30 protein-coding genes are annotated in these 26,799 nt (G+C 41.9%); 9 read left to right on the top strand and 21 right to left on the bottom strand.

The genetic code is table 11. The features are described from left to right. Window positions 1-17 precede the first annotated feature (17 nt). Window positions 18-1,562 carry a BCCT family transporter gene (locus P855_RS20435; RefSeq protein ID WP_051353074.1) on the top strand — a complete coding sequence of 515 codons (1,545 nt, stop codon included), beginning with the start codon at window positions 18-20 and terminating at the stop codon, window positions 1,560-1,562. A gap of 46 nt (window positions 1,563-1,608) precedes the next feature. Here the strand turns inward: P855_RS20435 and P855_RS0104020 are convergent, their stop codons facing one another. Then, window positions 1,609-2,151, bottom strand: a complete 543-nt coding sequence (locus P855_RS0104020; RefSeq protein WP_028782373.1) for a TetR/AcrR family transcriptional regulator — start codon at window positions 2,149-2,151, stop codon at window positions 1,609-1,611. Window positions 2,152-2,347: 196 nt separating this feature from the next. Here P855_RS0104020 and brnQ (P855_RS0104015) point away from each other — a divergent pair, with 196 nt between their 5' ends. Continuing rightward, window positions 2,348-3,727, top strand: coding sequence for a branched-chain amino acid transport system II carrier protein (gene brnQ / locus P855_RS0104015; protein ID WP_028782372.1), 1,380 nt, complete (start codon window positions 2,348-2,350; stop codon window positions 3,725-3,727). Window positions 3,728-3,818: 91 nt separating this feature from the next. On the opposite strand, the gene P855_RS0104010 is transcribed toward brnQ (P855_RS0104015), so the two are convergent. The 5 genes from P855_RS0104010 to P855_RS0103990 form a co-directional block, all read right to left on the bottom strand. Continuing rightward, window positions 3,819-4,406, bottom strand: a complete 588-nt coding sequence (locus P855_RS0104010) for a YdeI/OmpD-associated family protein (RefSeq protein ID WP_028782371.1) — start codon at window positions 4,404-4,406, stop codon at window positions 3,819-3,821. Between the two features lie 73 nt (window positions 4,407-4,479). Further along, complete coding sequence (locus P855_RS0104005; RefSeq protein ID WP_028782370.1) at window positions 4,480-4,830, bottom strand: DUF2200 domain-containing protein; 351 nt, start codon at window positions 4,828-4,830, stop codon at window positions 4,480-4,482. Window positions 4,831-5,086: 256 nt separating this feature from the next. After that, a complete protein-coding gene (locus P855_RS0104000; protein ID WP_028782369.1) occupies window positions 5,087-5,875 on the bottom strand; it encodes an endonuclease/exonuclease/phosphatase family protein in 789 nt (262 codons plus the stop codon). A 196-nt stretch (window positions 5,876-6,071) separates the two neighbouring features. Continuing rightward, window positions 6,072-6,923 (bottom strand): VOC family protein, encoded by an 852-nt coding sequence (locus P855_RS0103995; RefSeq protein ID WP_028782368.1) that lies wholly within the window; start codon window positions 6,921-6,923, stop codon window positions 6,072-6,074. Between the two features lie 98 nt (window positions 6,924-7,021). Beyond that, window positions 7,022-7,429, bottom strand: coding sequence for a DoxX family protein (locus P855_RS0103990; protein WP_028782367.1), 408 nt, complete (start codon window positions 7,427-7,429; stop codon window positions 7,022-7,024). Between the two features lie 178 nt (window positions 7,430-7,607). Here P855_RS0103990 and P855_RS0103985 point away from each other — a divergent pair, with 178 nt between their 5' ends. After that, complete coding sequence (locus tag P855_RS0103985) at window positions 7,608-7,931, top strand: winged helix-turn-helix transcriptional regulator (protein WP_028782366.1); 324 nt, start codon at window positions 7,608-7,610, stop codon at window positions 7,929-7,931. A 291-nt stretch (window positions 7,932-8,222) separates the two neighbouring features. After that, complete coding sequence (locus tag P855_RS0103980; RefSeq protein WP_028782365.1) at window positions 8,223-9,473, top strand: amidohydrolase family protein; 1,251 nt, start codon at window positions 8,223-8,225, stop codon at window positions 9,471-9,473. A gap of 142 nt (window positions 9,474-9,615) precedes the next feature. Here the strand turns inward: P855_RS0103980 and P855_RS0103975 are convergent, their stop codons facing one another. Further along, complete coding sequence (locus P855_RS0103975; protein ID WP_037985854.1) at window positions 9,616-11,244, bottom strand: catalase; 1,629 nt, start codon at window positions 11,242-11,244, stop codon at window positions 9,616-9,618. Between the two features lie 337 nt (window positions 11,245-11,581). Between P855_RS0103975 and P855_RS0103965 the strand changes: the two genes are divergently transcribed. Both P855_RS0103965 and P855_RS20430 read left to right on the top strand, forming a co-directional pair. Next, window positions 11,582-12,010 (top strand): RDD family protein, encoded by a 429-nt coding sequence (locus tag P855_RS0103965; protein WP_028782363.1) that lies wholly within the window; start codon window positions 11,582-11,584, stop codon window positions 12,008-12,010. Between the two features lie 215 nt (window positions 12,011-12,225). After that, a complete protein-coding gene (locus P855_RS20430; protein WP_037985612.1) occupies window positions 12,226-12,726 on the top strand; it encodes a CarD family transcriptional regulator in 501 nt (166 codons plus the stop codon). 46 nt (window positions 12,727-12,772) lie between these two features. Here the strand turns inward: P855_RS20430 and P855_RS0103955 are convergent, their stop codons facing one another. Continuing rightward, on the bottom strand, window positions 12,773-13,222 hold the full coding sequence (locus tag P855_RS0103955; protein ID WP_037985610.1) for a MarR family winged helix-turn-helix transcriptional regulator: 450 nt from the start codon (window positions 13,220-13,222) through the stop codon (window positions 12,773-12,775). 233 nt (window positions 13,223-13,455) lie between these two features. On the opposite strand from P855_RS0103955, the gene brnQ (P855_RS0103950) reads away from it, so the two are divergent. Further along, window positions 13,456-14,811, top strand: coding sequence for a branched-chain amino acid transport system II carrier protein (gene brnQ, locus P855_RS0103950; RefSeq protein WP_028782361.1), 1,356 nt, complete (start codon window positions 13,456-13,458; stop codon window positions 14,809-14,811). A 52-nt stretch (window positions 14,812-14,863) separates the two neighbouring features. Here the strand turns inward: brnQ (P855_RS0103950) and P855_RS0103945 are convergent, their stop codons facing one another. From P855_RS0103945 to P855_RS0103900, 9 genes are all read right to left on the bottom strand, one after another. Next, window positions 14,864-15,508, bottom strand: a complete 645-nt coding sequence (locus tag P855_RS0103945) for a GntR family transcriptional regulator (protein WP_028782360.1) — start codon at window positions 15,506-15,508, stop codon at window positions 14,864-14,866. A 190-nt stretch (window positions 15,509-15,698) separates the two neighbouring features. Next, window positions 15,699-16,790 carry a GerAB/ArcD/ProY family transporter gene (locus P855_RS0103940; RefSeq protein ID WP_028782359.1) on the bottom strand — a complete coding sequence of 364 codons (1,092 nt, stop codon included), beginning with the start codon at window positions 16,788-16,790 and terminating at the stop codon, window positions 15,699-15,701. A gap of 15 nt (window positions 16,791-16,805) precedes the next feature. Then, window positions 16,806-17,030: a hypothetical protein gene (locus P855_RS0103935; RefSeq protein ID WP_028782358.1), complete on the bottom strand. Its 225-nt coding sequence runs from the start codon at window positions 17,028-17,030 to the stop codon at window positions 16,806-16,808. Next, a complete protein-coding gene (locus P855_RS0103930; RefSeq protein ID WP_028782357.1) occupies window positions 17,027-18,235 on the bottom strand; it encodes a Ger(x)C family spore germination protein in 1,209 nt (402 codons plus the stop codon). Before P855_RS0103930 ends, P855_RS0103935 begins: the two co-directional genes overlap by 4 nt. 29 nt (window positions 18,236-18,264) lie before the next feature. Next, entirely contained in the window at window positions 18,265-19,830 is a 1,566-nt protein-coding gene (locus P855_RS0103925; RefSeq protein WP_037985608.1) for a spore germination protein, read from the bottom strand. A gap of 305 nt (window positions 19,831-20,135) precedes the next feature. Next, window positions 20,136-21,152, bottom strand: a complete 1,017-nt coding sequence (locus tag P855_RS0103920) for a DUF3231 family protein (RefSeq protein WP_037985606.1) — start codon at window positions 21,150-21,152, stop codon at window positions 20,136-20,138. Window positions 21,153-21,396: 244 nt separating this feature from the next. Next, window positions 21,397-21,939, bottom strand: a complete 543-nt coding sequence (locus tag P855_RS0103915) for an NADPH-dependent FMN reductase (RefSeq protein ID WP_028782354.1) — start codon at window positions 21,937-21,939, stop codon at window positions 21,397-21,399. A 120-nt stretch (window positions 21,940-22,059) separates the two neighbouring features. After that, window positions 22,060-22,788: an MOSC domain-containing protein gene (locus tag P855_RS0103905; protein ID WP_028782353.1), complete on the bottom strand. Its 729-nt coding sequence runs from the start codon at window positions 22,786-22,788 to the stop codon at window positions 22,060-22,062. A gap of 203 nt (window positions 22,789-22,991) precedes the next feature. Continuing rightward, window positions 22,992-23,351, bottom strand: coding sequence for a VOC family protein (locus P855_RS0103900; RefSeq protein ID WP_028782352.1), 360 nt, complete (start codon window positions 23,349-23,351; stop codon window positions 22,992-22,994). Between the two features lie 171 nt (window positions 23,352-23,522). Between P855_RS0103900 and P855_RS22370 the strand changes: the two genes are divergently transcribed. Next, entirely contained in the window at window positions 23,523-23,708 is a 186-nt protein-coding gene (locus P855_RS22370) for a hypothetical protein (RefSeq protein WP_037985604.1), read from the top strand. Window positions 23,709-23,734: 26 nt separating this feature from the next. Here P855_RS22370 and P855_RS0103890 read toward each other — a convergent pair whose 3' ends face one another. The 3 genes from P855_RS0103890 to P855_RS0103880 all read right to left on the bottom strand — a co-directional run bounded on the left by P855_RS0103890 (window position 23,735) and on the right by P855_RS0103880 (window position 25,603). Continuing rightward, window positions 23,735-24,367, bottom strand: a complete 633-nt coding sequence (locus P855_RS0103890; RefSeq protein WP_028782351.1) for a YczE/YyaS/YitT family protein — start codon at window positions 24,365-24,367, stop codon at window positions 23,735-23,737. A 157-nt stretch (window positions 24,368-24,524) separates the two neighbouring features. Further along, window positions 24,525-25,256, bottom strand: a complete 732-nt coding sequence (locus tag P855_RS0103885; RefSeq protein WP_028782350.1) for a DUF899 family protein — start codon at window positions 25,254-25,256, stop codon at window positions 24,525-24,527. A 155-nt stretch (window positions 25,257-25,411) separates the two neighbouring features. Beyond that, complete coding sequence (locus P855_RS0103880) at window positions 25,412-25,603, bottom strand: DUF6366 family protein (protein WP_028782349.1); 192 nt, start codon at window positions 25,601-25,603, stop codon at window positions 25,412-25,414. 215 nt (window positions 25,604-25,818) lie between these two features. On the opposite strand from P855_RS0103880, the gene P855_RS0103875 reads away from it, so the two are divergent. Then, window positions 25,819-26,241, top strand: coding sequence for a VOC family protein (locus tag P855_RS0103875; protein ID WP_028782348.1), 423 nt, complete (start codon window positions 25,819-25,821; stop codon window positions 26,239-26,241). Window positions 26,242-26,330: 89 nt separating this feature from the next. On the opposite strand, the gene P855_RS22750 is transcribed toward P855_RS0103875, so the two are convergent. Then, complete coding sequence (locus tag P855_RS22750; protein ID WP_028782347.1) at window positions 26,331-26,618, bottom strand: TIGR04104 family putative zinc finger protein; 288 nt, start codon at window positions 26,616-26,618, stop codon at window positions 26,331-26,333. Window positions 26,619-26,799: the final 181 nt, after the last annotated feature.

Below are 26,799 nucleotides of genomic sequence, written 5' to 3'. Positions count from 1 at the left end.
AATAAAGGAGGATTCTTTTGAGAAAAGAACTCATGGATTGGAAAACGTTTGGAGGGGCGCTGTCTTTATTATTGCTCGTATCCCTGCCCCTAATCGTTTTTCCAACACAAGGAAAACAGGTAGTTTTATCCATTAATGAAATAATGACACAGCGATTAGGTTTCTTATTTTTAGGCGTGGGCCTGGCCCTGCTCCTATTTTTGATGTTCATCGGAACAAGCAGGTACGGGGACATCAAGCTCGGGGAAAAAGACACGAAGCCCGAATTCAAAACAAGCTCCTGGGCTGCGATGCTGTTTACGAGTGGAATCGGGACCGGCATTCTGTACTGGGGTGTCATCGAATGGGCCTACTACTATGAAGGTCCGCCGTTTGGACTGGAACCCGGATCAAAGGAAGCGATCCAATGGGCAGCCACCTATGGATTTTTCCACTGGGGACCGATCGCCTGGGCGATGTTCGCGATCCCTGCCCTGCCAATCGGCTACATGTTCTTTGTGAAAAAAACGAAAGTATTCAAAATCAGCGAAGCCTGCCGTCCGGTACTTGGAAAATACACCGACGGTCCGATAGGTCGCCTCGTTGACATCCTGTTCATGTTCGGTCTGCTTGGCGGAGGCGGAACCGGTCTCGCGCTATCTGCACCAATCATCTCTGCCGGACTGAACCACCTCATCGGTATCCCGGACACCATGACAACCAAGTCCATCATTTTGATGTTCTGTACCATGATTTTTGGTCTCAGTGCCTACTCCGGACTGCAAAAAGGTATCCGCAGGCTGAGTGATATCAACCTTTGGCTTGCTTTCATCCTATTGATTTTCGTGTTTACGGTCGGACCGACGACCTTCATCACAGAATCAACGGGCACTGCACTCGGAAGAATGATGGACAACTTCTTCCTGATGAGTACATGGTCCGAACCATTCAACGATCTTGCCATGTTCGAGCGTACCGGATTTCCTGAAGGATGGACGGTCTTCTATTGGGCATGGTGGATTGTCTATGCACCATTCGTCGGACTATTCATCGCCCGTATTTCCAAAGGAAGAACCATCCGCCAGATTGTTTTCGGCACCGTATTGTTCGGCAGCCTCGGTACCGTGCTGTTCTTCGGTATTCTAGGAAACTATTCCATGTATTTGCAATTGAGCGGACAATATCCGGTCATCGAGACATTGAACCAGCAGGGAGCACCAGCAGCCATCATCGGCACATTGACCGAATTGCCGCTCGCCACACTCGCCATCATTGTGTTCGTCCTGCTTGCGACCATATTCTTATCAACCACGTATGATTCCGGATCTTACGTCATCGCTTCGGTCGTCCAGAAGCATGTTGAAGGAGAACCGCTCCGCTGGAACCGCCTATTCTGGGCATTGGCACTATCCATCCTGCCAATGATTTTCATGAACATGGGCGGACTGACAACTCTGCAAACCATCAGTATCATCGGTGGTTTCCCACTATTAATCATTCTGCCAATGTTAGGCTGGTCCTTCATCAGAATGGTGAATGAGGACAGAGAAAAAGCAGAAGAAGCAGAAAAAGAAGCATCTTAACAATAAAAAAGTCACCAGCTCTTCCGAGTAGAGCTGGTGACTTTTTTTATTCCGATTCATAGGTTAGTTCGGTTAATCGCTGTAACACCTGTTCCCGTAACTTTGGGGGCAGCGGTCCAAGCCCGAAGATTTCCGAAAGCCAAAGACCATCGACGGCCAGACGCAAAATCGTCGCATCCACCTGGTCGATCCCATCGTGCTCGATATAATTTTGCCAGTCCGCATAGGTGTCCTGCAGGGGCTGGAGCAGCTTTGGATTGATACCCTGAGCTGCCAGCATCCCGGCACTGATCGTTTTGTTTTCCGCACTTTTATCATGCATGACATTAATGAAAGATCTCGCCCATTTGCCGGTTTCCTTATCATCTTTTTTCACAAGTTCTTCGACATTTTCACGATAGATATCATTCATATATTGGACAAGCCCTTTGACAAGCGCTTCCTTTGTTGAAAAGTGATACAAGAGTCCGCCCTTGCTGACTTCTGCTCGTTTCGCAACCGCATCCAGTGTCAGCGCATCACTGCCCTGTTCGGTTACAATCAGCGCAGCCGCTTCTAACAATTTCTGGCGCTTCGATTCTCTCGGCATGGTCATTCCCTCATTTACAAGTACATTTTTCACTAATGTTATCAGTAGTAGAGCCTTTTTTCAATTTAATAGGCAACCTGCTTCTTCCGATATATTTTTATCAAATACCCGCAAACTATTGTCCCTTGCGAAGATTATTGATAGGATTATCTTTATTCGTTCAACCAGCACAACACACCAGGAAAGGAACATACAGATGAACCAGAAAAAAACACCATTCTCTACGTACGCCGTTATCGGAACCATGCTGTTCGGACTGTTTTTCGGCGCGGGAAATTTAATTTTCCCTATCCAGTTAGGCCAGCTCGCCGGAACTTCTTTCTGGCCGGCACTGACCGGATTTCTTGTGACAGCCATCGGCCTCCCGTTAATGGGAATACTGGCCATCGCCCTATCCGGAAGCAATGGCCTTCAGGATTTGGCTGGCAGGGTCCACCCTTTATTCGGAATAGCCTTCGCACTTATTCTTTATTTGACGATCGGTCCGTTTTTTGCCATTCCACGGACGGCAACTGTCCCGTTCGTCGTCGGCTTTGAACCGTTTATCCAGCCAGAACAAAGCAGCCTGTGGCTAGCCGTATTCAGTTTCATATTCTTTGCAATCGCCTACTACTTTTCCCTGAATGCAGCCAAAGTCATGGACATCGTCGGTAAATATTTGACCCCGGCTTTCTTATTATTCTTATCCATTTTAATCATCACCGCCATCGCCAAACCGATGGGCAGTTTCGGTGAACCGACTGGCGACTACAGCACATTGCCATTTATGACCGGATTCAAAGAGGGATATAACACAATGGACGCGCTTGGAGGGCTGGCGTTAGGAATCGTCGTCATTCATGCCATTAAAAATATGGGCATCACCGACAAAAAGGCGATTGCCCAGGCGACATGGAAATCCGGCCTATTCGCCATGGGACTGATGATGCTGATTTATGGACTGATCACTTATATGGGTGCCTCCAGCGTGTCGATTACCGGCACCCTGGAAAATGGCGGACTCACGTTCGCTGCCGTATCCCAGCATTATTTTGGGACATTCGGGGCCATCCTGCTCGCGATCATCATCGTCCTTGCCTGTTTAAAAACGAGCATCGGGCTGATCATCGCCTGCAGCGAATTTTTCTATACGATCTATCCAGCGATCAGCTACAAAACATACGTACTGCTGCTATCCATGCTGTCGTTCATGGTCGCAAACTTCGGGCTTACGAACATCATTCTATACGCCGTACCCGTGCTAATGTTCTTATATCCATTGGCGATTGTCCTGATATTATTGGGACTAAGCTCGAACCTGTTCCGTCATAAGCCAGGCGTCTATGCCGGAGCCATGATCCTGACTTTTTTCGTCAGCACCATCGATGGTTACAATGCCCTGGCAGATACCATCCCAGGCGTTTCTCATCCTTTATTAGAAACAATCAGTAATTTTTACGCAGCCTGCCTGCCCCTGTACGATATCGGGCTCGGGTGGATGCTGCCAGCGTTTATAGGTGCTGTTATCGGTTACTTTTGGAAACAAAACAGCACAGCACAATCTCCAGTGCTATCACAAAAAGCAGAAAATCTATAAAATCTATCGCACCCTTTTAAGCCGTAACAAACGAGGGGCTTGCATGAACAGATGCAAGCCCCTCGCTTACTATTATGAATAACCGGCGTACCTATTTATCATTCATCCCTTTCCCAGCCAGAATATGTGGGGTGTATTTTTCAATTCTTGACGTACGCGTTTCGGATTTTTTTGCTTTTGAAAAGTAAAGGATGTAGGCTCGTTGCCGTCCCGGAGTCAGCCCTTCAAAAGCAGTTTTCAGAGCTGGATTCTCATCGAATTTTTGTTGTAGCTCTTCAGGAGGTTCTATCTTCTTTTCCACTTTCATTTCCAAACCAGCCTTCTCCACTTCGATAGCTTCTATTATATAGTTTTTCAAAATGGATTCTTTCTCTTTAATTTCCTCGACATTGGTGAATCGAATCTGACGTCCTACCTGTACATTTTCTGTTTGTTGAATCAGTATGCCATGCTTGTCCTTTAACAAGGCACCTTTAAAAAACAAAAGTGCACAGTAATTTTTAAATCCATGAATCAACACAATGTTTTTGTTGTCAATGGTATAGCAGGGGTACCCCCACTTCAGTTCTTCAGTCAGCTCCTCACAGCCAAGAGCGATCCTTCTTAACTCCGCAAACTCTTCCTGCCACTTTGACGTTTTATTTATCATTTCATCGACCTTCGGATTACAATTTGTCACGACGAAGAAACACCTCTTTTCATTTGATAGGAGTCGTACAGCTCCATAGCTTTCTAAGGATTTCTAGGCAATATTATTTCCGCAAAATCTTCTCCATCGCTTTTCCCTTTGCCAGCTCATCGATCAGCTTATCCAAATATCGAATTTCCTGCATGGTTGGTTCTTCAATGTCTTCGACTCTGACACCGCAGATCACACCTTTGATCAATCTCCGTGAAGGATTCAGTTCAGGAGCTTCCGCAAAGAAAGACTCAAAGTTCGTCTGTTTTTCCAGTTGCTCCTCTAATTCTTCCTGGCTATAGCCTGTCAACCAGCGGATAATTTCATCGACTTCTGCTTTCGTACGTCCTTTTTTCTCCGCCTTCTTAACATAATGAGGATAGACACTAGCAAAGCTCATGGTATAAATCTTATGTTTAGACATGATACATCCTCCTTTATTTGGTATTCCTCTATTAAGCCGTATCGGTAGCAGCAACAGCTTATTTCATCCAAACCTCTCCATCAAAGATGTTCATTTACCAATATGTACTAAAAATATCATAACATACTGAATTATAATTCCTATTCAATCTCTCCAAGTCCCTCCCTAAAGACCTGACACCTTAATGGTTTGACAACATGTCCCGGCTTTAATTAAAAAGACTCTTCGTATTCGAAGAGTCTCGCCAACTTATATATTATTCCAAATTTTTCATACCTATTTCTGCGTTAAGCAGGAGATTGGCCGATGTGACTGATTCTCTATAGTTCCTGTCAGGAAAAAAGAAATCCATTCTATTCTCAGGGTCGGTTAAGGAATAGTTGTAGGTTTCCATTTCCCTGGTATCCACATTAGTGTTCATTAACAGTTCTATTTCCGAACCCCGGTCTGACTGTTCCAAGTTTCCCAGGATAATGCTTGGGCCTTCTGCATTGGCGGCTAATTTTGTTGCTGCATTCATCTGTCGTGTACGATCCTCTGCATTCATTGTCTGCGGTGCATTAAAAAGGTGAACCTGTATACCTTTCACATTGATAATTGCTTCAGTCAAGCCTTCGTTATTTGAATTGTTACTTGTAACGTGATTAACAGCATCAATAATGGGGTGATTGCTTAAAAGTGCTGTATCGTTCTGTCCGCGGTATGTCCCCGTTGATGTTTGGGAAGCAAGCTGTATGGAATGGACATAGGACATATCCAGCCTCTCTGCGAGCATTTTGGTTTGATTTTGAAACTCACAAGGAGAGGAGGATTCCAACTTCCTGACACGAATGACATCCGCTCCTGATGCTTCTATTTCCTCCGCCATTCTCTCAACGTCGATAACCCCTTCCTTTTCTACATGAGAAAAATCGTAGCTCATCACTTTGACATCGACTGGTGCAGGCTCTGGAACACTTTTCTCTTCTACATAAGGTTCACTTCTGAAATCAGGAAAGTAGATAAAGAACAGGACAGTGAGCAATACAAGCAACAGCTTTTTCAAAATGCCACCCCTTTTATCAATGATTTCACTTTTACTATATCCGTAGAAGGTAAACTACATATTTATGGAGCATTATTTTTTTGTAAAAATTATCTGAATTGTTCCACATGGGATTCTTCTCATTCATATTCCCTTCTTCTGATCATGCGAATTTACATTTTTAACAAACTGAAAAAGTATCGTGATTTTTTTCACCTCAAACCTCAAGGTGAATACGGTTTCCAGAGGGATCCGAAGTAATAAACATTCCCCTCTCCTCTGTGACAGAGGCCCCAATTCTCTCCAGACTGGCTATCACATTTTCCCTGTATTCTTCATTGGGTAAAATGATTGTAAATGAGTCCAGTCCGACGCTGTTTTCCGATGGTTCTGGAGCTCCGACCCCAGCCCATGTATTTAAACCAATATGATGATGATACTTACCTGCTGAAATGAATAGAGCCTGATCGCCAAATCGGTTGACTACTTCAAACCCCAGGCCTTTCGTGTAAAATTCCTCTGCTTCTTGTAAATGAGAAACATGGAGATGTATATGCCCCATAACCGTACCGGCAGGCAAACCTTTCCATGGTTCATCTGAATTTCCTTCCTGAAGCAGGTCTGCGAAATCTAACGGGTCAACAGTCATGGCAACTTCTCCATTTTTCCATTTCCACGCGGAAGGATCACGGTCCACATAAATTTCAATCCCGTTCCCATCCGGATCGTTTAAATAGAGAGCTTCACTGACAAGGTGGTCCGAAGATCCTATCCGAATTCCCTTCGCAATCAAATGGTGGACAATATTAGCCAAATCAGAACGCCGTGGTACAAGAAGGGCAAAATGATATAACCCGGTAGTCCCCCGCTGCTTTGCTATGACATTCTCCGGCTGCTCAATAGATAGAATACAGGTTTTCCCATCAGCTGCTAACTTCACTTTGTTTGCGGTTTGCTCTAGAACCTTAAACCCTATTACCTCCTGATAATAATGAAGGGAGCGTTCTAGATTTTGCACTTTAATGTTCACATGGTTTACAAACATAATCGGCTTACGATGAAAAGACAATGAAATTCCTCCTCGTATACTTATTATTCTTTTGTTAAAAAAAGCCTAATATCTGCAACTAGATATTAGGCATCTCTTCAAATTTTGCCTTCCCTATTTTAAGAGGCATTTTTTACTGAATTCTGGTTCGTAGAAAACATGGCCTGTTCCAGTGAAAGAGCTGTGTTATCAGAAAGTGCTACATAAATAGACATGGCTAGTAATGCCAGATCCAATTCATATCCACCCAGAAAGCCTGCGGATAATTTAACCGTAAAAATAGCCCCCAACATAATAACCGCAAATAAAGACGCAGCAATTTTTGTTCCAAGTCCTAAAATAAGTGCAATTCCGCCAACAAGTTCAATTGTCGCTACAACGTAGGCTAAAAATCCCGGTACTCCAATGCTGTCGAAGAATCCGACTGTGTTTCCAATTCCTGCCTGGAATTTATCCAGGCCATGAACAAAAAATATAACCCCTAATATCACCCTTAGGATAGAAGCTCCTGCCTCATGTTTGTTCATTCAATACCACTCCTTTGTATAGTTTGAACTAAAGTCAAGTTTTTATTTTTACCTTAGTTACTTTTCGTAAGTAAGTATATAAAAATAATCTAATTATGTCAACATACTAATTTACATCAAGTAATCTTATTACGATTTGTATTTGTGTGGTAAAATAGACAAAGAGGAGTGATAATGAATGCAAAAATCTCAACTCTGTCCTAAATTTGAAAAAGCAATGAGTATTTTAAGTAAACGGTGGACTGGCCTGGTTATTTACCAGCTGCTCTCAGGTCCACAGCGTTTTTGTACCATTGAATCCGCAATTGGAATCAGTGGAAGGCTCTTATCGGATAGATTAAAACATTTAGAGGAAGAGGGAATTGTTAAACGCGAAGTATACCCTGAAACCCCAATTCGAATTGAATATTCATTGACCGAAAAAGGGCTGGCATTACAGCCTTTGATGAAAGAATTAGAAATATGGTCTCAAAATTGGGTAACCAGTGAAGATACTTTATAAATATGTCTATCTCTTAAGTATTAGCGGAGAAATAAACATGCATAACGAAGTTACTGAGGTAAATGTAAACTTCTGGCTTGCTCCCTACTGCTTCATGACAATTTAAAAATCCTGGGCAGCATCACTATGATTCCATTACAATACCGATATCATTTAAAGAACCAGGTGAACAAACGGTCACCTGGTTCTTATTTAAGGACAATTGCATCAACAGGTTTCAATACTTAATGTACAAATCATCATTTCAGTGATGATTAACAAAATAAAATCATATAAAGGAGTCATGTATGTATGAAGAAATTTATTAACGCGACGATATATGGAGACTCGGAGTCACAGGAACTCCTAATAGAAAATGGTCAATTTAAAGCGATAGGTAATGGTTTAGGTGATGCAGACGAAGTGATTGATCTGGAAGGCCGTCTGGTGCTTCCTCCATATGTCGACCCTCATTTACACCTGGATTATATCTTTTCAGGACTAGGCGATGGTAATGCAAATATTTCAGGAACATTATTTGAAGGGATCCAGCGTTGGAGTGATAATAAGAAATCATTGACGGAAGAAATGGTGCGTGAGCGTGCGATTAAAGGAATACAAAAAGAAATGAATAAAGGGGTTCAATTTATTCGGACGCATGTAGATATTACCGATCCTGATTTAACCGGAATGAAAGCTTTAATTAAACTGCGTGAAGAATTAAAAGACGTTATTACCCTGCAAATTGTAGCTTTCCCTCAAGAGGGATTTTTCAGATATAAAGGTGCGGAACAATTAATGGAACATGCACTTGAAATGGGTGCTGACGTAGCAGGAGGGATCCCTCACTTTGAGATTTCATACGAACAAGGTGTGGAATCATTAAAACGTATTGTTCACCTGGCCATAAAATATAACGTCATGATTGACATTCACTGTGATGAAAACGATGATCCCAACAGCCGCTTTTTAGAAGTGCTGAATGCACTTGTTATGGAAAATAACTACGGGAAATACACAACAGCAAGTCATACATGCAGCTTTGGATCAGTAGAAAACAGTTATGCAAATAAAATGCTGGGATTATTTAGAGAATCAAACATCAACTTTATTTCATGTCCAACTGAAAACGCCCATTTACAAGGCCGTGGGGACAGCTATCCTAAACGCCGTGGCTTAACACGAGTAAAAGAGCTGTTGAACAACGGAAATAATGTCGCGTTTGCGCAAGATTCCATTGCGGATTATTGGTATCCATTAGGAAATGGAAATATGATGAACATTTTAGACAATGGTATTCATTTAGCACATTATACGCACATAGATGAAATTTATAAGGCGTTCGACCTGATCACATACCAAGGTGCAAACATAATGAGAATCAACGATGAGTATGGCATGGAAGCAGGGAAACCCGCTAATTTCATCGTTTTAGATGCAAAAGATTCGTATGAAGCTATTCGTGAGCGTGCAGAAGTACTTGTATCCATTCGTAATGGAGAATATTTGTTTAAACGGAAACCACAAAAAAATGAAGTGGAAATAGATTTCTTAAAACAATAATTAGTTTCTGAATCGGCTTTATATAAAGTATCCCCATGCATAGACTTATAGAAAGATGCCTGAACCCCATCCCTGTCACATTCGTAAAAGGTTGGGGTTCAGGCACTGTATTCATCAGTTCCTCCGGGACAGCCTCCTCCAGTTAATAGGGATCAGCTTCATGACTTTTCTCCACCGCTTCTTCTACAGCCTTGTGCTGAGCGGTAGAACCACGCCCATATTTCGTTTCTGCTGATTTACGACCTGGAACTTTATTCTCCTTCTGCATCTCCTGCATTTCCTTCATTTTAGCCTCGATTCCTTCCTTCACACGCCGGCCATAGTCTTCATCGGCTTGCGTAAAGTGGTCAATCATCGCCTCTCGAATCCGCTTATCACAGATTGCCAGTGCGTTCGAAAGGTTGTTGACCAATTCCTCACGCTCCCAATCCTCAAAGCTGCGATACGTGTCACCTGCCTGGCCATAGTTGTTCTGCCGTTCAATTGGCTCGCTCATGGCTGCCGCATTATACGCAGGCTCATGGGGCGGCGTTTTCGATCCATCCGCTTCCTGAAAACCTCCTACCACGGAAGGCTCGTAGTTGATATGAGTATTGTCTCCAGATTCTCTCGGGGCGCGAATATCCATTTGTCCGCGCTGCTGATTAGTCCGGACACCTTTTTTCGGTGCGTTGACCGGAAGTTTTAAATAGTTCGCACCTATACGGTAGCGCTGCGTATCCGAGTAAGAGAACGTACGTCCCTGCAGCATTTTATCGTCTGAAAAATCCATTCCATCCACAAGCACGCCGGTGCCAAATGCCGCCTGTTCAATCTCCGCATGGAAGTCCTCCGGATTACGGTCCAGTACCATCCGGCCGACCGGATGCCACGGGAACTTATCTTCAGGCCAGAGTTTCGTATCATCAAGCGGATCAAAATCCAATTCCGAATGATAGCCATCCTCCATGATCTGTACAAACAGCTCCCACTCCGGATATTCTCCACGCTCAATCGCTTCATATAAATCCTGTGTCGCGTGACTGACATTTTTCGCCTGTATCATGTCCGCCTCTTCCTGCGTTAAGTTACGGATCCCCTGCTTCGGTTCCCAGTGATACTTAACCAGCACAGCCTCACCCTTGTCATTCACCCATTTATACGTGTTCACCCCGGAGCCCTGCATATGGCGATAGGTGGCAGGAATCCCCCATGGAGAGAACAAAAATGTAATCATGTGGGTCGCTTCAGGCGTACGGGAAACAAAGTCGAACATCCGCTCCGGACTTTTGATATTCGAAGCCGGATCCGCTTTAAAGGCATGAATCATATCCGGAAACTTCATCGCATCACGAATGAAGAAGATTTTCAAGTTGTTTCCGACCAAGTCCCAGTTGCCGTCTTCGGTGTACATTTTTACGGCAAACCCCCGCGGGTCACGATCCGTTTCCGGGGCGTCCTTCGCCCCGGCTACGGTTGAAAATCGAACCATCAATGGTGTTTTCTTACCAGCACCTGAAAAAACTTTCGCACGGGTATATTTTTCGACCGGCTCGTTTCCGACTTTCCCATATGTCTCAAAATAACCGAATGCGCCAGAACCCCGCGCGTGTACGATCCGCTCCGGTACCTCTTCCCGGTCAAAGTGGGAAATCTTTTCAATGAAATGATAATTCTCCAGTGTGGCCGGCCCACGATTCCCTATCGTGCGGATGTTTTGATTGTCTGTCACCGGGCGTCCTTGCCGCGTTGTTAACGTCTCTCGTTCCACGTTTTTTTCGTTATCACCCATATTATTTTTCTTGTTCGCCAAAAAGAAACCCTCCTTCACATAAACTTCCATTAGTTTTTCTTTGAACGGAAGATTTATGCAGGATTAGCACACGAAGCTGCAAACATAACCCCCTGGAAATCTGGTACACAGCACCTATAGCCGTTCGTTTTGGATAACAGTTACCCATCCGTATCACCCAGGCCAAATGGCACTCGAATATTCTTTGAACGGTTATTAAAGAGCTTCACAAGCATACAATGAACAGACAGTTATGAAAAAATCCTCAATAAAGCTAAACAGGAAACGGATATGGTACGATTGAAAAAAGAGAAACGATCTTGAAAGGGGATTAACAATGGAAGTACATAATCCAGCAGGTTTCTGGAACAGGCTAGGCGCAAGAATCATGGATAGTATTTTAATGGGGGTAGTGGCAGGTATTATTTCTGCCATTCTATTTGGCGAGTTTGCCCCGGATGACTATAATCCAGTCGACGGAATCGGAGTTTTATATCTCCTCCTGCTTCCACTCTTCTGGTACGGATATACCGTCGGCAAACGCCTGACAGGAGTCCGAATCGTGAAGACAAACGGAGAAAACGTCGGAATAGGGAAAATGCTGCTGAGAGAATTGGTTGGGGGACTCGTCTATGCTTTCACCTTAGGAATCGCACTTATCGTCAGTGCATTTATGGTCGGGCTAAGAGAAGATAAACGGGGCATCCATGATTTTATTGGCGGCACCTATGTCACGCACGACCCACCTGAAGAAAAACGAGTGTAAATAATTCAATAGTCTCCTGACTCCTCTGCAGTAAAACAATTACTACTTTCGGGTCAGACGATATTTTTATAGTTTTAAAACAATTAAGATGATTGCAGATCTACAACGTTTTTAAACTGCTTTTTGGCCAGTCCTCCGGCTAACGTCAACTTAGTTGACAAAAATCCCACCTAATGATATAATCAACTAAGTTGACAAAATTCAGGAGTGAGCATATGTATAATATTGGTGAATTGATTATCTATTCTTCCCATGGTATTTGCCGCGTTGATGACATTTGCAATAAAACCATTTCAGGTACTACAAAGTCTTATTACGTTTTGCACCCGCTGGAAGATGATCATCACTTAACCATCAGTACGCCTGTCGATAATGACAAAGTGGTCATGCTTGGGATGATGAAGCCGGAAGAGGCGAAGGAACTCCTGGAATCATTTCATAATCCTGGTATTGAATGGAATGATCAATCACACGCACGTTTCCGAAAGTATTCCGATATCGTAAATAGTGGAGAACGTAAAGAGATTGTTAAAGTAGTAAATACATTGATGCGAAAGAAAATAGAAGCGGAACGTCAGGATAAAAAGCTTCATGAACAGGATCGTAAACTTTTAAAATATGTTCAAGATATACTTTTTAGAGAGTTAGCTATTTCTTTAGATACGACCATAGCTGACATAAAAGCACTGGTCACAAAAGAAGTAACTGCCGAATAAAAAAAGGAATGCCCCTTTGATTTTTTCGAAAGGGGCATTCCTTTTTTTATATTTTCCAGTCTAATCTCAAAATATCTTTCAGTACCTTCACTTGTTCTTCTCCTATGTTTTTCGCAATATCATTCTCAAGGTCTGCTTTAAGGACTTCATATTTCTCATAGCAGGATTCCCCTAAAGCTGTTAACTGGATACACTTCTCTTTCTTGTTGTTCTCTACATTTTGAACTTCGACTAACCCTTTTGCTGCGAGGTTTTTAATAAATTTATGAATGGCCTGCCGCGATATTTCTACATTTTTTGTAACGTCCGAAATAGTCGGCTTTTTTTTATAAATCCTGACAAGTATATACCATTCGGAACTTGAAATATTAATCTCGCTGTTATCGTTCCAGGCATTTTCGATAATTTTCCGCACCAGGCTATGACGTTCACTAATTAAATCTATTAAATCAACATTGTTTAATTCAGCATTTGAGGGCAAATGATTCACTCCCATTCCTATAGTCGCCCCTACTATACAAAAAACCATAAAGGCTGTCAATTCGGTTGACATCTGCCATGGGTATGATCTTTTCATCCTTTATATAACATCAGCTACCTACTTGAATTAATTTACATATATAAATTTTCTGAAATATATTGCATTTTACATATGGGAAGAGTATGATAGATTTCATTGATATATTGCATATCGCCATTAAAATAAATCACTCTCAGGAGGAAGAATTCATGAAAAAATTGTCTTTTTCGTCTTATGCAACCATTGGGATCATGTTGTTTGCCTTATTTTTCGGTGCCGGAAACCTGATATTCCCGGCACAGCTGGGTCAAAATGCAGGCACAAACCTCTGGCCATCCATCATTGGATTTTTAATAACAGGGGTAGGGCTTCCGCTGCTTGGAATCATCGCAATGAGTTTTTCGGGAAGCCGGAACCTGCAGGAACTTTCGAGTCGTGTACACCCGGTTTATGCCGTGTTTTTCACGTCACTGCTTTATTTGACCATCGGACCATTTTTCGCATCTCCCCGTACAGGTACCGTTGCGTTCGAGGTTGGTATAGCTCCTTATATAAATGAGTCTTCACAACAAATGGGGTTATTTATTTTCACCCTGCTATTTTTCGGTGTGGTTCTCTTGTTTTCATTAAGGCCCGCTAAACTTGTGGATAACGTCGGTAAGTTTTTGGCACCTGGGCTCGTGGTTCTGCTTGCCATCCTGCTTGTTGCTGTATTTACCAATCCGATGGGAGCGATGGAAGCGCCTCAGGAAGCTTATACCAGTGGCGCATTCATAACCGGATTTCTCCAGGGTTATAACACCATGGATGCCCTTGCATCATTGGTATTTGGTATTATCGTTATTAACGCGATCCGGTCAATGGGAATCACTTCGAATAGCGAAATACTGAAAGCAACCGTCAAAGCAGGCAGTATTGCCATATTGCTGCTTGGTGCTATTTATGTCGGGATTGCCTATTTAGGTGCTACCAGCACACAGGTTTATGGAATCTTTGAAACCGGCGGACCGATATTAAGTAACGCTGCTTCTCACTATTTCGGTACCTTTGGCTCTGTTCTGCTGGCGATTGCCATTACATTGGCCTGCCTGACTACAGCGATCGGATTGACAGTAGCAAACGCGGAATACTTTCATACGTTGTTCCCAAAAATCAGTTATAAGACACTCGTTGTCTTTTTCGCCACTGTCACTTTTGTCATAGCAAACTTTGGATTGGCAAACATCATCACATATTCTGTACCGGTGTTGATGTTCTTATATCCATTAGCGATTGTCCTGATTCTCTTGACGTTTCTGTCTCCATTGTTTAATCATGCAACGATCGTTTATAGTTCGACTATTGCTGTGACGTTCTTGATCAGTATTTTTGATGGTCTCAAATCACTATGTGATTCACTGGGAATCGAGTATTTCAGCTGGATGCAGCCGATTGTAGGTTTTTATGAACAAACCCTTCCACTATACAGTCAAGGGCTTGGATGGCTGCTGCCGGCTATTGTGGTAATTACAGGCACTGGCATCATCAGTCGCTTACAAAAAAAAGCTCCTGTTCATGTATCATGAACATATAAAAGCCGGCTCCTCTTTCCTCGAGGAGCCGGCTTTTTCGTTTTCTTTAAAAATCTTCTAATGTACGGAGCCAGTTTTCTTTCATGATGACTGCTACTTTATCCTTGTTACGATCTCGCATGAATTTGATAATGGCTTTGTGTTCTTCGATTGATCTTTCGGCGAGGATGATAGAATTGTGAAAGAAGTGCCTGCGAACATGGGCCTGCAGATTTTCTACAATACTCTTGATATACGCGTTTTTAGATATATCTATAATCACCTGGTGAAATTCCTCATCGACTTTTAACGCAGCATAGGCATTATTGGAAGAAATTAATTGAGCAAAACGTTCATTGATGGCATCAAGCTGCTTCAACTGATCCGCTGTTATGTGATCAATTGCCAGTTCGGCGGATAACGACTGTAAGGCAGCCAATGGCGGGAGGAGGTCATTGATGGCTTCGCGTTGTATTTCGGTGACTTCTGTACCTTTCCCCGGGTACATTTTAACAAACCCTTGCACTTCCAGCAGCTGCAGTGATTCGCGTACCGGTGTTCTACTGCTTCCTAATGCATGAGCCAGTTCGGTATCATTCAGTTTTTCGCCAGGCTGCAATGTTCCATCAATAATCCACTCCTGAATCTGGTTGAACGCCTTCTCCTTCGCAGATTGGCGAACAGGTTTCGAATGGTTTGCGGGTATGGGCATGGTGATCAGCCTTTCTCGATAATCTTTGTTATGGAAAAGTATACATGAAAATGCACATGAATGAAATATGCAATATATCATTCATGTGCATATAATGAGGACTATTTATACATAGGTACAGTATTCTCAAGCCATGTATACCCCTTATTGGTGAGTTAGAATGACATACTTATTAATTTATTCTCACCCACTAACCCGAATTGTTTCTCTTTCGAAGTATACCAATTCCCAGTAAAATTAAAGGAATGCAAGTTTGCATAACTATAGAAAACGAGGGGAAAATCGTGCCGCTATAATTAGCAGCTTCCATTTCGCTTGATATCCCCCAGATACTAACCAATACTGTCAGGAAACCAAGCGGAAATACCAGTGGCTTATAATTTGATAAGTTTAACCATTGAGCTGTCCCAATAACAAGAGCATAATGGACAACCGCCAACTTGATAAATGTACCTGCCACCCAAATGGCCATCACCAACGATTCCAGATGCTGGAGAAATTCTGCAATACTGATATAACGCACTGCATCAAGCAACGGATAATTAAACCTATCTGTAAGTTCACCACCAAATAAAAAGAGTAAAGAGAGGTTTGTAGCCATAAACCCCATCACTACAAAAATCCATGAAATCATTCCCCACTTTCCCGCTTTCTGTACGTCTTTCACGTAAGGCAGAAGAAAAGCAATCACAAAGAATTCGGCAAACCAGCTTTGGGGGGTATATGCTCCTTTAATGGAAGGCATGAGTCCATCAGGCATGATTGGTAATATATTTTTAGGATTCAGATCAGGAATAAGTAATAGACAAAGAATAGTCAGGACAAGGGCGTATACAGGAACAACCATTTCGGCTGAACGACCGACCACCTCTATCCCTCCCCTAACTGCAAAGGAACTAACAAGCATTATAGTAGCAAGAATCACAAAAAGCGGCGTTTCCGAAAAAAAAGCACCTGTCACAAAATCAGCATAAATGCGCGTGCCTCCAGCATTCATCAACAGGTAAAAGTATAAATAAATGAAGCCGAGCAGCTTTCCCGGCACCTTACCGATAATAGATACACTGTATTCCATTATCGTCTGGCCAGGGTACAATTTATGGAGCTTAATGGCGACAACTATAACAAGTATTCCCATCAAACTCGCCAATATGGGAGAAAGCCACATATCCTGTCCTGCATATTTAGCGGTAATGGATGGAATAATTACAATGCCTGTCGCAATCACTACAGGGTACATCATGCAACCCAGTTGAGAAGCAGAGATTTTACCTGTTTCCATACAATCGTCCCCCCTTCATTCAATGATATCCTCCATCGGACTAAATAAATAAGTAATTAGATCGATTGGGCCAGGTAAATCCGGAAAAAATATCAACATGCCAGCTATCACCCATGTACCGAATACGAGGACTATAAATAACCTTTTTTCTTTCACCTGATTCTCTTCCATTTTGGGCCATTCATATAAAATGATGAGCAGGACAACAATACTAACACCAAAAAAGGATAGCCAATTCACTCCTCATTCAGCTCCTTTTCGGGTATGCCTTGTGGCTTAGTAGACATCCCCAACCTCCGAATATAAGCCTTGCTTGTCACCTCAATTTCGACTTCTGTGAACTTTTCCTCCCAATTGCCTTTGACCTGATCCCATTCGTCCGGATATTTCTGTGCAAAGGCTTTAGCAAAGCCCAACACGTCTGCCTGCATTTCTGTTTGGACTTTTTTCAACGTCAATTCAATCCGTTCGTCAATTTCCCCAGCTAATTGCTTCTCTAACTCAGCCACTACTTTAGGATCCGTTAATACCATGTTTGTCTGATTCTCTATAACATCATCTTCTGTAGTAATCGAGATGGTCATCTTCCATTTTCCGTCCTTAATTTCAGGATGTAATTGGGTATTGGAACGAAGCAATTTAAAAGCCATATACCTTTCCTCATTTTCCGGTACGAAGGAAACGGTAGCTAAATGCACCTCATTTCGTACCCACAATAATCCCCTGGTCAACTTATCACTAAGGTACCCCTCAATTTTGTCTCCCTTAAAAACTGCCGTCCCGTTTATATTCAATCCGCCTTTTTTCTCATTCAAATTATCAAATTCATATTCCAACCTGGGAAGCGCTACCGCTCTTGATTCACCTGAAATATTCTTCAACAGATCTTTTAACGTTACTTTCAGCCCGATTTGAAAGCGGGCTAATTCTCTGGCGAATTGAGAGGAGCTTTGTTCAATATTAGGGATTACCTCCAGCACAGTTGAAGCCTTCTCCTCGCTCACAAATATAAAGGAACGAAGCCTTGGTTCTGGATGGTGGGCAAAGAAATCTACATATTCCCTTATTCCGCTTCCTGCCAACTCCTTTCCAAATACGATTACCTCATTATGTCCCCAGAATATTCGGCGTGGTACTCTCTGCTGTAAAATTGACGCAGCTTCAGCAATAGTGGTACCGGAAGCTTTCTTGGTAATCGTAGGTTTATTCCCTTGTCCCCCAGAGCCTGATCCCTGTTGTTTCCCTCCTCCCATCTGACTGGGGATTGCCAGCTGAACCGTCAATTCAATTTGATCATCTTCAATTTTGTCAATTCCTACGGCAAGAACAATAGCGAGGTCATTAATTTCTACACGATCCCAACAGCCTGAAAGCACAAAAAGGCTACTCCAAGTTAATAGGATCAGCAAAATTTTTCTGGATGAATGAAGATAACCCTTAGTCATTCCTGTTTCTACTCCTCTAAAGACTTAAATTATTCTCCTCCATGCTTAGGTCCCGGTTTCTGCCCTGGTGCTTGGCGATATTTGTTGTACTTTCCTGTCAGACGCGGTCGTGTGTTAAGTTTCCACCATGGTGCCCGTACCAGTATATCTTTCGTTTCAGAGCCTTGAAGAGGTGCCATAGGACTGAGATAAGGGACTCCGAAAGAACGAATGGTTGCTAAATGGATGATAATCGTAATCAACCCGAGCATGATACCAAGCAGTCCAAGGGTGCCAGCAAGAAGAATCATTGGAAACCGGAGCATGCGGATTGCCACAGCACCGGAGTATCGCGGGATGGTAAAAGAAGCAATCCCTGTCAGAGCTACAACAATGACCATAGGCGCAGAAACAATCCCCGCCATTACAGCCGCTTCCCCAATTACCAGCGCCCCGACAATACTCACAGCAGAACCTACTTGTTTTGGAAGTCGTAACCCTGCTTCCCTCAATGCTTCGAACGTAATTTCCATCAATAATGCCTCAATCAATGCAGGAAATGGTATAGCTTCCCTGGATGCTGCCATCCCAATCAATAAAGGGGTGGGCACCATTTCGGCATGAAAAGTGATGACAGCTACATAGATCGATGGCAGTAATAACGAAATCAATAAGAAAATGTAGCGGAGCCAGCGAATCAATGTACTGATTATAAAGCGATTATAGTAGTCCTCTGATGCTTGCAAAAAAGAATATACCGTAACCGGAGCTATTAATACGAAAGGAGATCCATCTACTAAAATAACGAAACGCCCCTCCAGCAAATGGGATGTTGCTACATCCGGGCGTTCTGTCGTCAATATTTGAGGAAAAGGAGAATAAGGGTAGTCTTCAATAAGTTCTTCAATGATGCCACTATCCAGCACGCCATCGATGTCAATCCGTTTCAGTCTGTTTTCAGCTTCCTTAATTAGATTTTCATCCGCAACACCTTCCAAGTATGCAAGAATCACTTCAGTCTCTGAATATTTACCTATATCCATCTCTTTCCTTTTTAATTTTGGGCTTTTAATTCTTCTCCTTAGCATTGTCCAATTAATACCAATTGCTTCAACAAAACCTTCTCTTGGACCTCGTACAACATTTTCAGCAGCTGGTTCTTCAATAGACCTTTTCTCAAATTTGACGTGGTTTAATACTAGACCTGACCTGCTTCCTTCCAACAAAATCACCGGATTACCTGAGGAAATCTTTTTAACACAATCAGATATGTTTGTTATCTCCTTGATTCCTGAAACCGTTATTTTTTTCTCCAATAATTCCTTTACATCACTGTAATCAAATGAATCTTCCTCCATTAACGGTCCTAGAACATTATCATTCAGCTCTTGAATATCAACCAGTCCATCTATATAAAACAAAACCGCTTTTTGCTTACCTGCTATATAAAAACTTCGGGAAATGACATCAGAGGCGTTGGTATATAACGCCTGAATATGCTCGATATTTTTATCAAGGTCCACAGAAAGAACATCTTTGTCCCTTTTTATTTCTCCCTCTTTTATCGATTTAGTAGTTTGTTTTGAACTTATCAGTTTACGCGGCCGCTTAACCATAATCGTCAGCTCCATTTTTCCTATAGAAACTTTCTATTTAGCTTGCTTCTACCATTTAAAAATTATACTGTAAGCAGCCAATTACAGAGGTACTTGTTTCTTATTATCCTCTAAATATCAATCTTTCCTTTTACCAGTGGATGAATAAGACAGAAGTGGAATACCATGAATCGAGTCACTAGCATAGTGCTAAATTTTTCTATCAAAAAAGCACATTCGTATAGGAATGTGCTTCCAAAAGTACTTCGAAGATGATTCTGTGGGTTCCCCCTTTAAAACCTGGTCAGTCCACTCTCGCTTGTCTATTATCGATTATTTTTCTTCGCTAGTTCCACTCGGTCAGGGGCCATAGGAGGCTGTTCCATCCACTTATTCTTAATCAAAATGTTAGCTCCGTTCTCAGATAGTTTCTGCACTTCTAAAATTAACCGGTTATACATTACACTTAAATCCAACCTGGGACTTTGGGCAATTGCCTTGCCATAATAACCAACGCTTAATGAGGTTAAAGCAGCAGTATAGAACATCATGAGCTTATCGGAAAATGTAAACGTTGTACTGTTTGTTACTTCTGACCCCCAGGACAATGGGACAGGCAGATTGCTTTCCTCTAATTTATTTGCAAATGCTTCTGCATGGTTTTTAGCACCTTTTATAAGCTTTAAAAAAAATTGTGTAACTTCCTTTGACGTTGCAACCTGACTAAATCCAGCTACTGTAGCAGCTCCTAACGCATTCCTTTGAAAATTAGTGTACAGATTTGTAATTTCCAATGCCTGTAATGGTCTTTTTTCACCAAAAAAATCCCAAATAAAACCTTTTGTTTCCACATATTCAACATCCTCACTATTGGGCAGAAAGGGAGGTCTTGAATACAAACCCTTGGATAATAGTAAATCTTTTGACATTTTATATAATTGTTGGGTCTCCGAAAGGCATTCCATATAAAAATCTGTAATATCAGCTCTGATAGAAACAGATAAACTATAGGAATAAGCAGTCAGGCCAATTTTAGCCATATTGTGTATAAAATTCAGCACATAAGTATCAGAAAACAGCCGGGGAGCTGTTATATCCACATCCTCCTCCAACTTAAATCCATGAGGCAGCTGGTTCTTTTCCTCTGTCAGAATGGCAGATGTTTTTTGCACATGCATTTGCGATAACTCTAAAGCATGTTCAATTAAAGGCTTAATCTCTGCATCCTCAGCCTTTTCTAAAAAATACGTCAACATACACACACTTGCACTATCATTCATATATTGCGTCCACAGCTGAGCTATCTCGGTAGATGTCAACCTGACTTGTTTTCCTTGTTCCATGATAAAACCTCCATACCAAACCCTATTATTAGCTTAGCTATCCCCAATGCCCACCTATAATATGTACCAGAATTTCATAAAGCATCGAATTCCTCCTGGATTATAATTTTCAAATGAAAAAAGGGCGACTATCCTATCCTGGATAATCGCCCTTGCTCTATTTTTTCTTCGTATGTTTGGTCACGAAACAGCATCCATACATCTTTCCTAACATCCTCTATAAGATCATTCGAGTCATATCAAATTAACTTATTTTTTCTACCCATGCGATAAAGTTGTTCATGACAGTATCTAAGAATTGGATGGTCGGTTCATCAACTAATTTTCCATCTTCATTCATTTTTTGATGAATGGTGCCAATCAGAACCTCATTTCCCGGTAAGGTAAGCGCGGCTACACCTGGCGCATTGAGTATCTGACGCAGGTGCATTTGTGAACGGACAGTACCTAATGCCCCCATCGTACCTCCTGCAATCATGACGGGTTTATTCATCATTACTTTGTCTACTCTGGAACACCAGTCTATCGCATTTTTCAAAACACCCGGTACAGAATGGTTATATTCAGGTGTAACAATGATGATTCCATCAGCTTCAGAAACCTTTTGTTTGAAGTCCCTTACAGCCGTTAGCGGTTCTTCCTCTTCATCCTGGTTGAAAAAAGGAAGGTCTTCAATGTTTAAAAGCTCAATTTCAACTTTTTGCTGATATCTGGTTCTTATGTAATTGGCAAGTTTCCTGTTATAAGATTCCTTTCTGATGCTTCCTGCTATAGCTACAAACTTCATCTCATCATCCCTCCATAATTTTCAGCTCCAATATCCAGAGCATTTTCGTATATTTTTAATAAGTACCTTATAAGCGAATGGAGTTTTTCTATTTGTAAAGTTTCAACCTTTATAACTCCCTTAATCAAGAAGATGAACCTCATCATTTACTCGAATGTCTCCTGTTTTTATTACAGAAGCATAAACGCCAAAATTATTGTCTCTTTCTTTGATAACCGTTTTATGTATACTTGGATCCCGTTCGGCATTTTCAGGATTAACGGTAATAATCATACATCTCTTACAATGTCCTACAAATTCTATTTCCACTTCATTTCCTATCTTCATACGCCGGCCCATCCATTCTTCTTCCACAAAAGGAATTTTATCCTTCAGGGAAAGAATGAGATTGGGGCGAAAACGTCTCGAATCCACTTCGTCTTTCCCCCAAAGTTCATGCAACTTATTTAAAGACGCATCTGTGGCAAGCAGAATGTGTTCTACTGCAATCGGACCAATCGGAACATGGGAAGGAGAATATTTACGGGTAGAGATTTTTCGGTTCGATTTGTTTTCGATTTCGTCCAAAAGCTGTTGATCTTTCCAATCCACTACCTTCCCCTCAGGCGTCGTTACTTTCACGTTTGGGTATGCTTCCATTGATTCATTCCCGGCAAATTCTGCTTGATAACGGACCATTTCCGGGAAGTTGGTGATCGTAAGGAATTCCCCGTTTTTTGTACCATCTAAATAAGTATGGCTGCGATCACCATATAAACCATATTCCATTATCTGAGTTTGCGGTACACTTTCTCCACGAAATGATTTAACTGGATGGCGAACAATTTCTTTGATATGACCAATTAACATGCCCTTCCCTCCAATAGCGATTTACCTAACTATTAGTGTAACATAGAAAAAAGTTCCTGCACCCACCTTAGTGTATTAACACACCGGGGAGCAGGAACCTTCTATAAATGTCAAAGCTTATATGTATCTGGACCGACTTTCCTTTTACAGGAAGCCACATAAAGAGTGCAACATCTTCAATTGATACATTTAGTAATAATGATCTATTTTGACATATTATCTTGTACAAACCCTAGTTCATTACCATCTATATCACGTATGGTAAACTTTCTACTCCCGTATGGTGTAGAAAACAATTCTTCTAAAACTTCGACTTTATTATTTAATTTATCCCAGAGACTATCTACATCATCGACATAAAAATTAAACCTCCCTGGGGTTGGATAATTTTCATGCTCCATTAAAGCAAACATTGCTCCTCCTTCGTGTTCAAAATGTACGTAATTGGGGTCTTCGGGTGGCCATGTTGCTGCCACAGTAAAACCCAGTATTTCTTCATACCATTTGACTGACCTGTTTAAATCTTTTACATTTGCACGTACATGTAAGAGTCTTGTTTTCATACCAGTATTCCTCCTCAATATAATTTTAAATTCCTCAACATCTTGAAACACTCCCTTTCTTCAAAAGAGACCATGAATTTCGTTCCATTTGGAAGCCTCCCTTCGGTTGATTTGATCATCTGATTATTATTTCGATGTTTGCTAAACCTACTGATATGGAGGTGGCTGGTAATGAAAAAGAACCAGACAACGGAAGGAACTAATAATGAACAAGGAAGAAAAAAGAATTCGAAAACAATGCTGGAGCCAGGCTATACCGGAACAGATCCCAACAAAGTAAAACAAGAAATTCAGCAGGATGTAAGCAAAGGCATAGGAGCTATGAGCTCCCGTGAAGCGGGGTCCATGAGGGATTAAAGAACCACTATTTTGTGGTTCTTTTTTCAATGACTATTATTTATTATTGGTACAGGTCGTTTATGAATAATGACCAGCACATATGGACGAACCCACTGGATGATAACTCCTGTAATCAAGGCATTTAACAACGTTCCAATCCCAATAGCCCCATTGAATAAAAAAGCAATGATGACTAATACAATACTGATGATCGCCCTTGACCTGCTAAAAGACCAATTTGTTTTATCTGTTAAAATAACCATGGACCGGTCCATAGGATTTGGTGCAAAGTTTGATTCCAAATAAATCGCAATACCTATTCCGCCTAAAAGAATGCCTAGTAATACTAATAAAATTTGTTCTAATATATGATCAGGTATTAACCAATCTCCTAATAATAACAGCCATGTATCAATCCCCATCCCAGTAATAATGGAAGTTAATATAGCTAAAAATTCCGGTCTTGCTTTTAAAGCAGCAGCATTGAGCAACACCATAGCCGAACCAACCACAATTTCCCAGCTTCCAACGGTCAATCCAAATGTACGATATAAACCAACGAGTAGTGCATCAAATGGTGAAGTGCCTAATCGGGATTGAATGGTAAGAGTAATCCCTAATGTCAATACGGATATTCCAATAAAATAGATCAGAAATGATTGACCGATTTTTCTCATATATATCCCCTTTTCCACAAAAAACGCCTGAGTGTATTAATCATGATATAGTCTATGTGGTATATATTCTATCATTTTTTAAAGAAAGTGCCTGACCCCCACCTTAGTAATGTATTAACGCACCGGGGGGGCAGGCACTTTCTTTATATCTTGAAGCCTAGGTTCCGAGATCGTCAGAGCGCCCGGCTGCCAGGCGGAACCATTGGGCGGTCGGGCGTCCATCCATTTGAAACTGACCACCTTTGGAACCCCAACGCTGCGGCCATCCCTCGGGTGAATCCTCCCAGAACTCCTGACGGCCATAGACAGTCAAGTCCAGCAGTCCGTACGACGGTGACATACGTTCGTTACCCCGGCCTGTAGTCCAGTAGGTCTCGTAGACCTTGTCACCGTCCCGGAGATAACTGACCAGGATGCCGAAGTGCCGGTCAAAGATCAAGTGATCCGCGGAGTCCTGGGGCACCGAGTACCACGGAACTGTCCAGCCCATGAAGTCTCGATACCGTGAACTCTCTTCATATGGCTCCTCACAGAAAGTAGCATAGCTGACGTCCCGCGAATGCAAATAGGATAGCTCGTTGATGTGAGTCGTGGAGAAGGTGCAGCCCTCGCATTGCTCCGCGGCAGGTCTGCCGGTGTGCCACATGTGAAAATAGGCAATCAGCTGGCGGCGGCCTTCGAACGTCTCCAACAAGGTCACCGGACCATCCGGGCCGATCAACGGGATGGACGAATCCACTTCAACCATCGGCAGCCGACGACGGGCTGCTGCAATTGCGTCCCCTTCACGTGTATGCGCCTTCTCTCTGGTCCGTAAATCATCCAGTTTAGCCTGCCAGGTCGCTCGGTCGACCAAAGGAGGTTTTGAAGTGTTATAACCTTGATTCATGTAATTATCCCCTTTCAAATGGTTTATTCACACAATCAAAGTTTAAAACACATAAGTACATAGAATTTCTTCTCGATTGCTCCAAATTCCTTCATTACTCCGGGGAAAATTTGATTTCGAGATCTACACGAGTCGATTAAAAATCAATTAAGGAGTTAGCGAAAAAAAACAGCATAGATTGTAAACGCTGCTATTATTACAAGAATTATTATTCCAGTGCCCTTCCAATTTAAACTGCCTGCCAAATCAGAAGTATTGCTCCCGTGGATACTGCTGGCAGGATTATTCAATTCTTTTTGCCGCAGCCTCTCTCTTCTTAGTTCTGGTGTTTCTCTTTCTTTGCTCAACCCAATACCCCCTTTAATAGTGTTACGAGAGCACATCGTATAATGTTTCACCTCACCTTTTCAGCTTTAGTAAAAAAGCCAAACTATGTTATTTTATCTTAAGTTTTCTGATTGTTTAACTTTGAGCATTGTTTAAGATAGCAATCGAAAAGAAAGCAACACTTTTCGCATATGCTACTATGGAAATAAATAGTCAATAAAGGAGTTGATGCTTCATGACCTTACAGGCATTTCCCCATTTAATGTTCGATGGCGATGCAAAAGAAGCCATCCATTTTTACAAAACCATATTGGATGCTAAAGTGCTGTCGATTCAGACATATGGAGAGATCCCGGCATTTCCTGGAATGTCTTTTCCCGAAAAAATCCTGGACTTTGTTGCACATGCAAGGCTGCAAGTTGGTGAAACGGAAATGATACTTTTTGATTCACCAGGGTTCCCTCGTCAAATAGGTAATCAGGCTGCTATTTATGTATCAACGAACGAAGTGGAAAAAACAGAACAGATTTTTGAAGCATTAAAGGAGGAAGGAAAAGTAATCGGTCCATTAGAGGAAACTTCCTTCACACCTGCTCAAGGTTATGTCATGGACAAGTTCGGCGTAACCTTCACAATAGTTACGGAAACCCGAAACTAAATTCATATAGAGTAAAAGCGTATAATCCTGCGTCCCCTTTTCAACTCAATTTAAGTAATATAACTTCGGCACAATAGATTTTGATTCTACTACTTTCTTACCGGCTTATAATTAACTAAAAAAGGAGTCAGAATCATACCTGATTCAAATATTGCTAAACTTATAATTACCGTAAAAAGAAGATTATCGAATGGCGAGAGAACCAATCCGAATATCAGGAATGGAATCACACTTAATGAGGTTACTATCATTCTTGAAGGGAAATCTATTTTATGCTCACAACCACAATTCCTACACTTAATAGGTCGGTAGAAGTTATTTTTCCTGAATATTTCACCCCATCGAAACTGAATATGGCAACACTTGCATTTGGTCATCCATATCCCCCTCTTTTAAAATGCTCTACCCTTCACCGACTCCTTACGCAGCAGGTTATAGCAGCTCGGGTATAACTTGTAATTGCAGTTGTAAATACAACTCCCGCATCGGAATTTATAGGAACGCAAAGTATGAGCAAAAATAAACCGTCGAACCACGTAAACTTAACCAGTTTTGCGT

This window comes from Thalassobacillus devorans MSP14 (genome assembly GCF_000496835.1).
Lineage (GTDB): Bacteria > Bacillota > Bacilli > Bacillales > Halobacillaceae > Thalassobacillus > Thalassobacillus devorans_B.
This window is presented reverse-complemented; position numbering and strand designations above follow the sequence as displayed.

Bases quoted from the DNA above. Each gene is read 5' to 3' on its own strand.
- P855_RS0104020 (WP_028782373.1), bottom strand. From the start codon at position 2,151: ATGCCGAGAGAATCGAAGCGCCAGAAATTGTTAGAAGCGGCTGCGCTG.
- brnQ (WP_028782372.1), top strand. From the start codon at position 2,348: ATGAACCAGAAAAAAACACCATTCTCTACGTACGCCGTTATCGGAACC.
- P855_RS0104005 (WP_028782370.1), bottom strand. From the start codon at position 4,830: ATGTCTAAACATAAGATTTATACCATGAGCTTTGCTAGTGTCTATCCT.
- P855_RS0103990 (WP_028782367.1), bottom strand. From the start codon at position 7,429: ATGAACAAACATGAGGCAGGAGCTTCTATCCTAAGGGTGATATTAGGG.
- P855_RS0103985 (WP_028782366.1), top strand. From the start codon at position 7,608: ATGCAAAAATCTCAACTCTGTCCTAAATTTGAAAAAGCAATGAGTATT.
- P855_RS0103980 (WP_028782365.1), top strand. From the start codon at position 8,223: ATGAAGAAATTTATTAACGCGACGATATATGGAGACTCGGAGTCACAG.
- P855_RS0103975 (WP_037985854.1), bottom strand. From the start codon at position 11,244: ATGGGTGATAACGAAAAAAACGTGGAACGAGAGACGTTAACAACGCGG.
- P855_RS0103965 (WP_028782363.1), top strand. From the start codon at position 11,582: ATGGAAGTACATAATCCAGCAGGTTTCTGGAACAGGCTAGGCGCAAGA.
- P855_RS20430 (WP_037985612.1), top strand. From the start codon at position 12,226: ATGTATAATATTGGTGAATTGATTATCTATTCTTCCCATGGTATTTGC.
- P855_RS0103955 (WP_037985610.1), bottom strand. From the start codon at position 13,222: ATGGGAGTGAATCATTTGCCCTCAAATGCTGAATTAAACAATGTTGAT.
- brnQ (WP_028782361.1), top strand. From the start codon at position 13,456: ATGAAAAAATTGTCTTTTTCGTCTTATGCAACCATTGGGATCATGTTG.
- P855_RS0103945 (WP_028782360.1), bottom strand. From the start codon at position 15,508: ATGCCCATACCCGCAAACCATTCGAAACCTGTTCGCCAATCTGCGAAG.
- P855_RS0103940 (WP_028782359.1), bottom strand. From the start codon at position 16,790: ATGGAAACAGGTAAAATCTCTGCTTCTCAACTGGGTTGCATGATGTAC.
- P855_RS0103930 (WP_028782357.1), bottom strand. From the start codon at position 18,235: ATGACTAAGGGTTATCTTCATTCATCCAGAAAAATTTTGCTGATCCTA.
- P855_RS0103925 (WP_037985608.1), bottom strand. From the start codon at position 19,830: ATGGTTAAGCGGCCGCGTAAACTGATAAGTTCAAAACAAACTACTAAA.
- P855_RS0103920 (WP_037985606.1), bottom strand. From the start codon at position 21,152: ATGGAACAAGGAAAACAAGTCAGGTTGACATCTACCGAGATAGCTCAG.
- P855_RS0103915 (WP_028782354.1), bottom strand. From the start codon at position 21,939: ATGAAGTTTGTAGCTATAGCAGGAAGCATCAGAAAGGAATCTTATAAC.
- P855_RS0103905 (WP_028782353.1), bottom strand. From the start codon at position 22,788: ATGTTAATTGGTCATATCAAAGAAATTGTTCGCCATCCAGTTAAATCA.
- P855_RS0103900 (WP_028782352.1), bottom strand. From the start codon at position 23,351: ATGAAAACAAGACTCTTACATGTACGTGCAAATGTAAAAGATTTAAAC.
- P855_RS22370 (WP_037985604.1), top strand. From the start codon at position 23,523: ATGAAAAAGAACCAGACAACGGAAGGAACTAATAATGAACAAGGAAGA.
- P855_RS0103890 (WP_028782351.1), bottom strand. From the start codon at position 24,367: ATGAGAAAAATCGGTCAATCATTTCTGATCTATTTTATTGGAATATCC.
- P855_RS0103885 (WP_028782350.1), bottom strand. From the start codon at position 25,256: ATGAATCAAGGTTATAACACTTCAAAACCTCCTTTGGTCGACCGAGCG.
- P855_RS0103875 (WP_028782348.1), top strand. From the start codon at position 25,819: ATGACCTTACAGGCATTTCCCCATTTAATGTTCGATGGCGATGCAAAA.
- P855_RS22750 (WP_028782347.1), bottom strand. From the start codon at position 26,618: ATGACCAAATGCAAGTGTTGCCATATTCAGTTTCGATGGGGTGAAATA.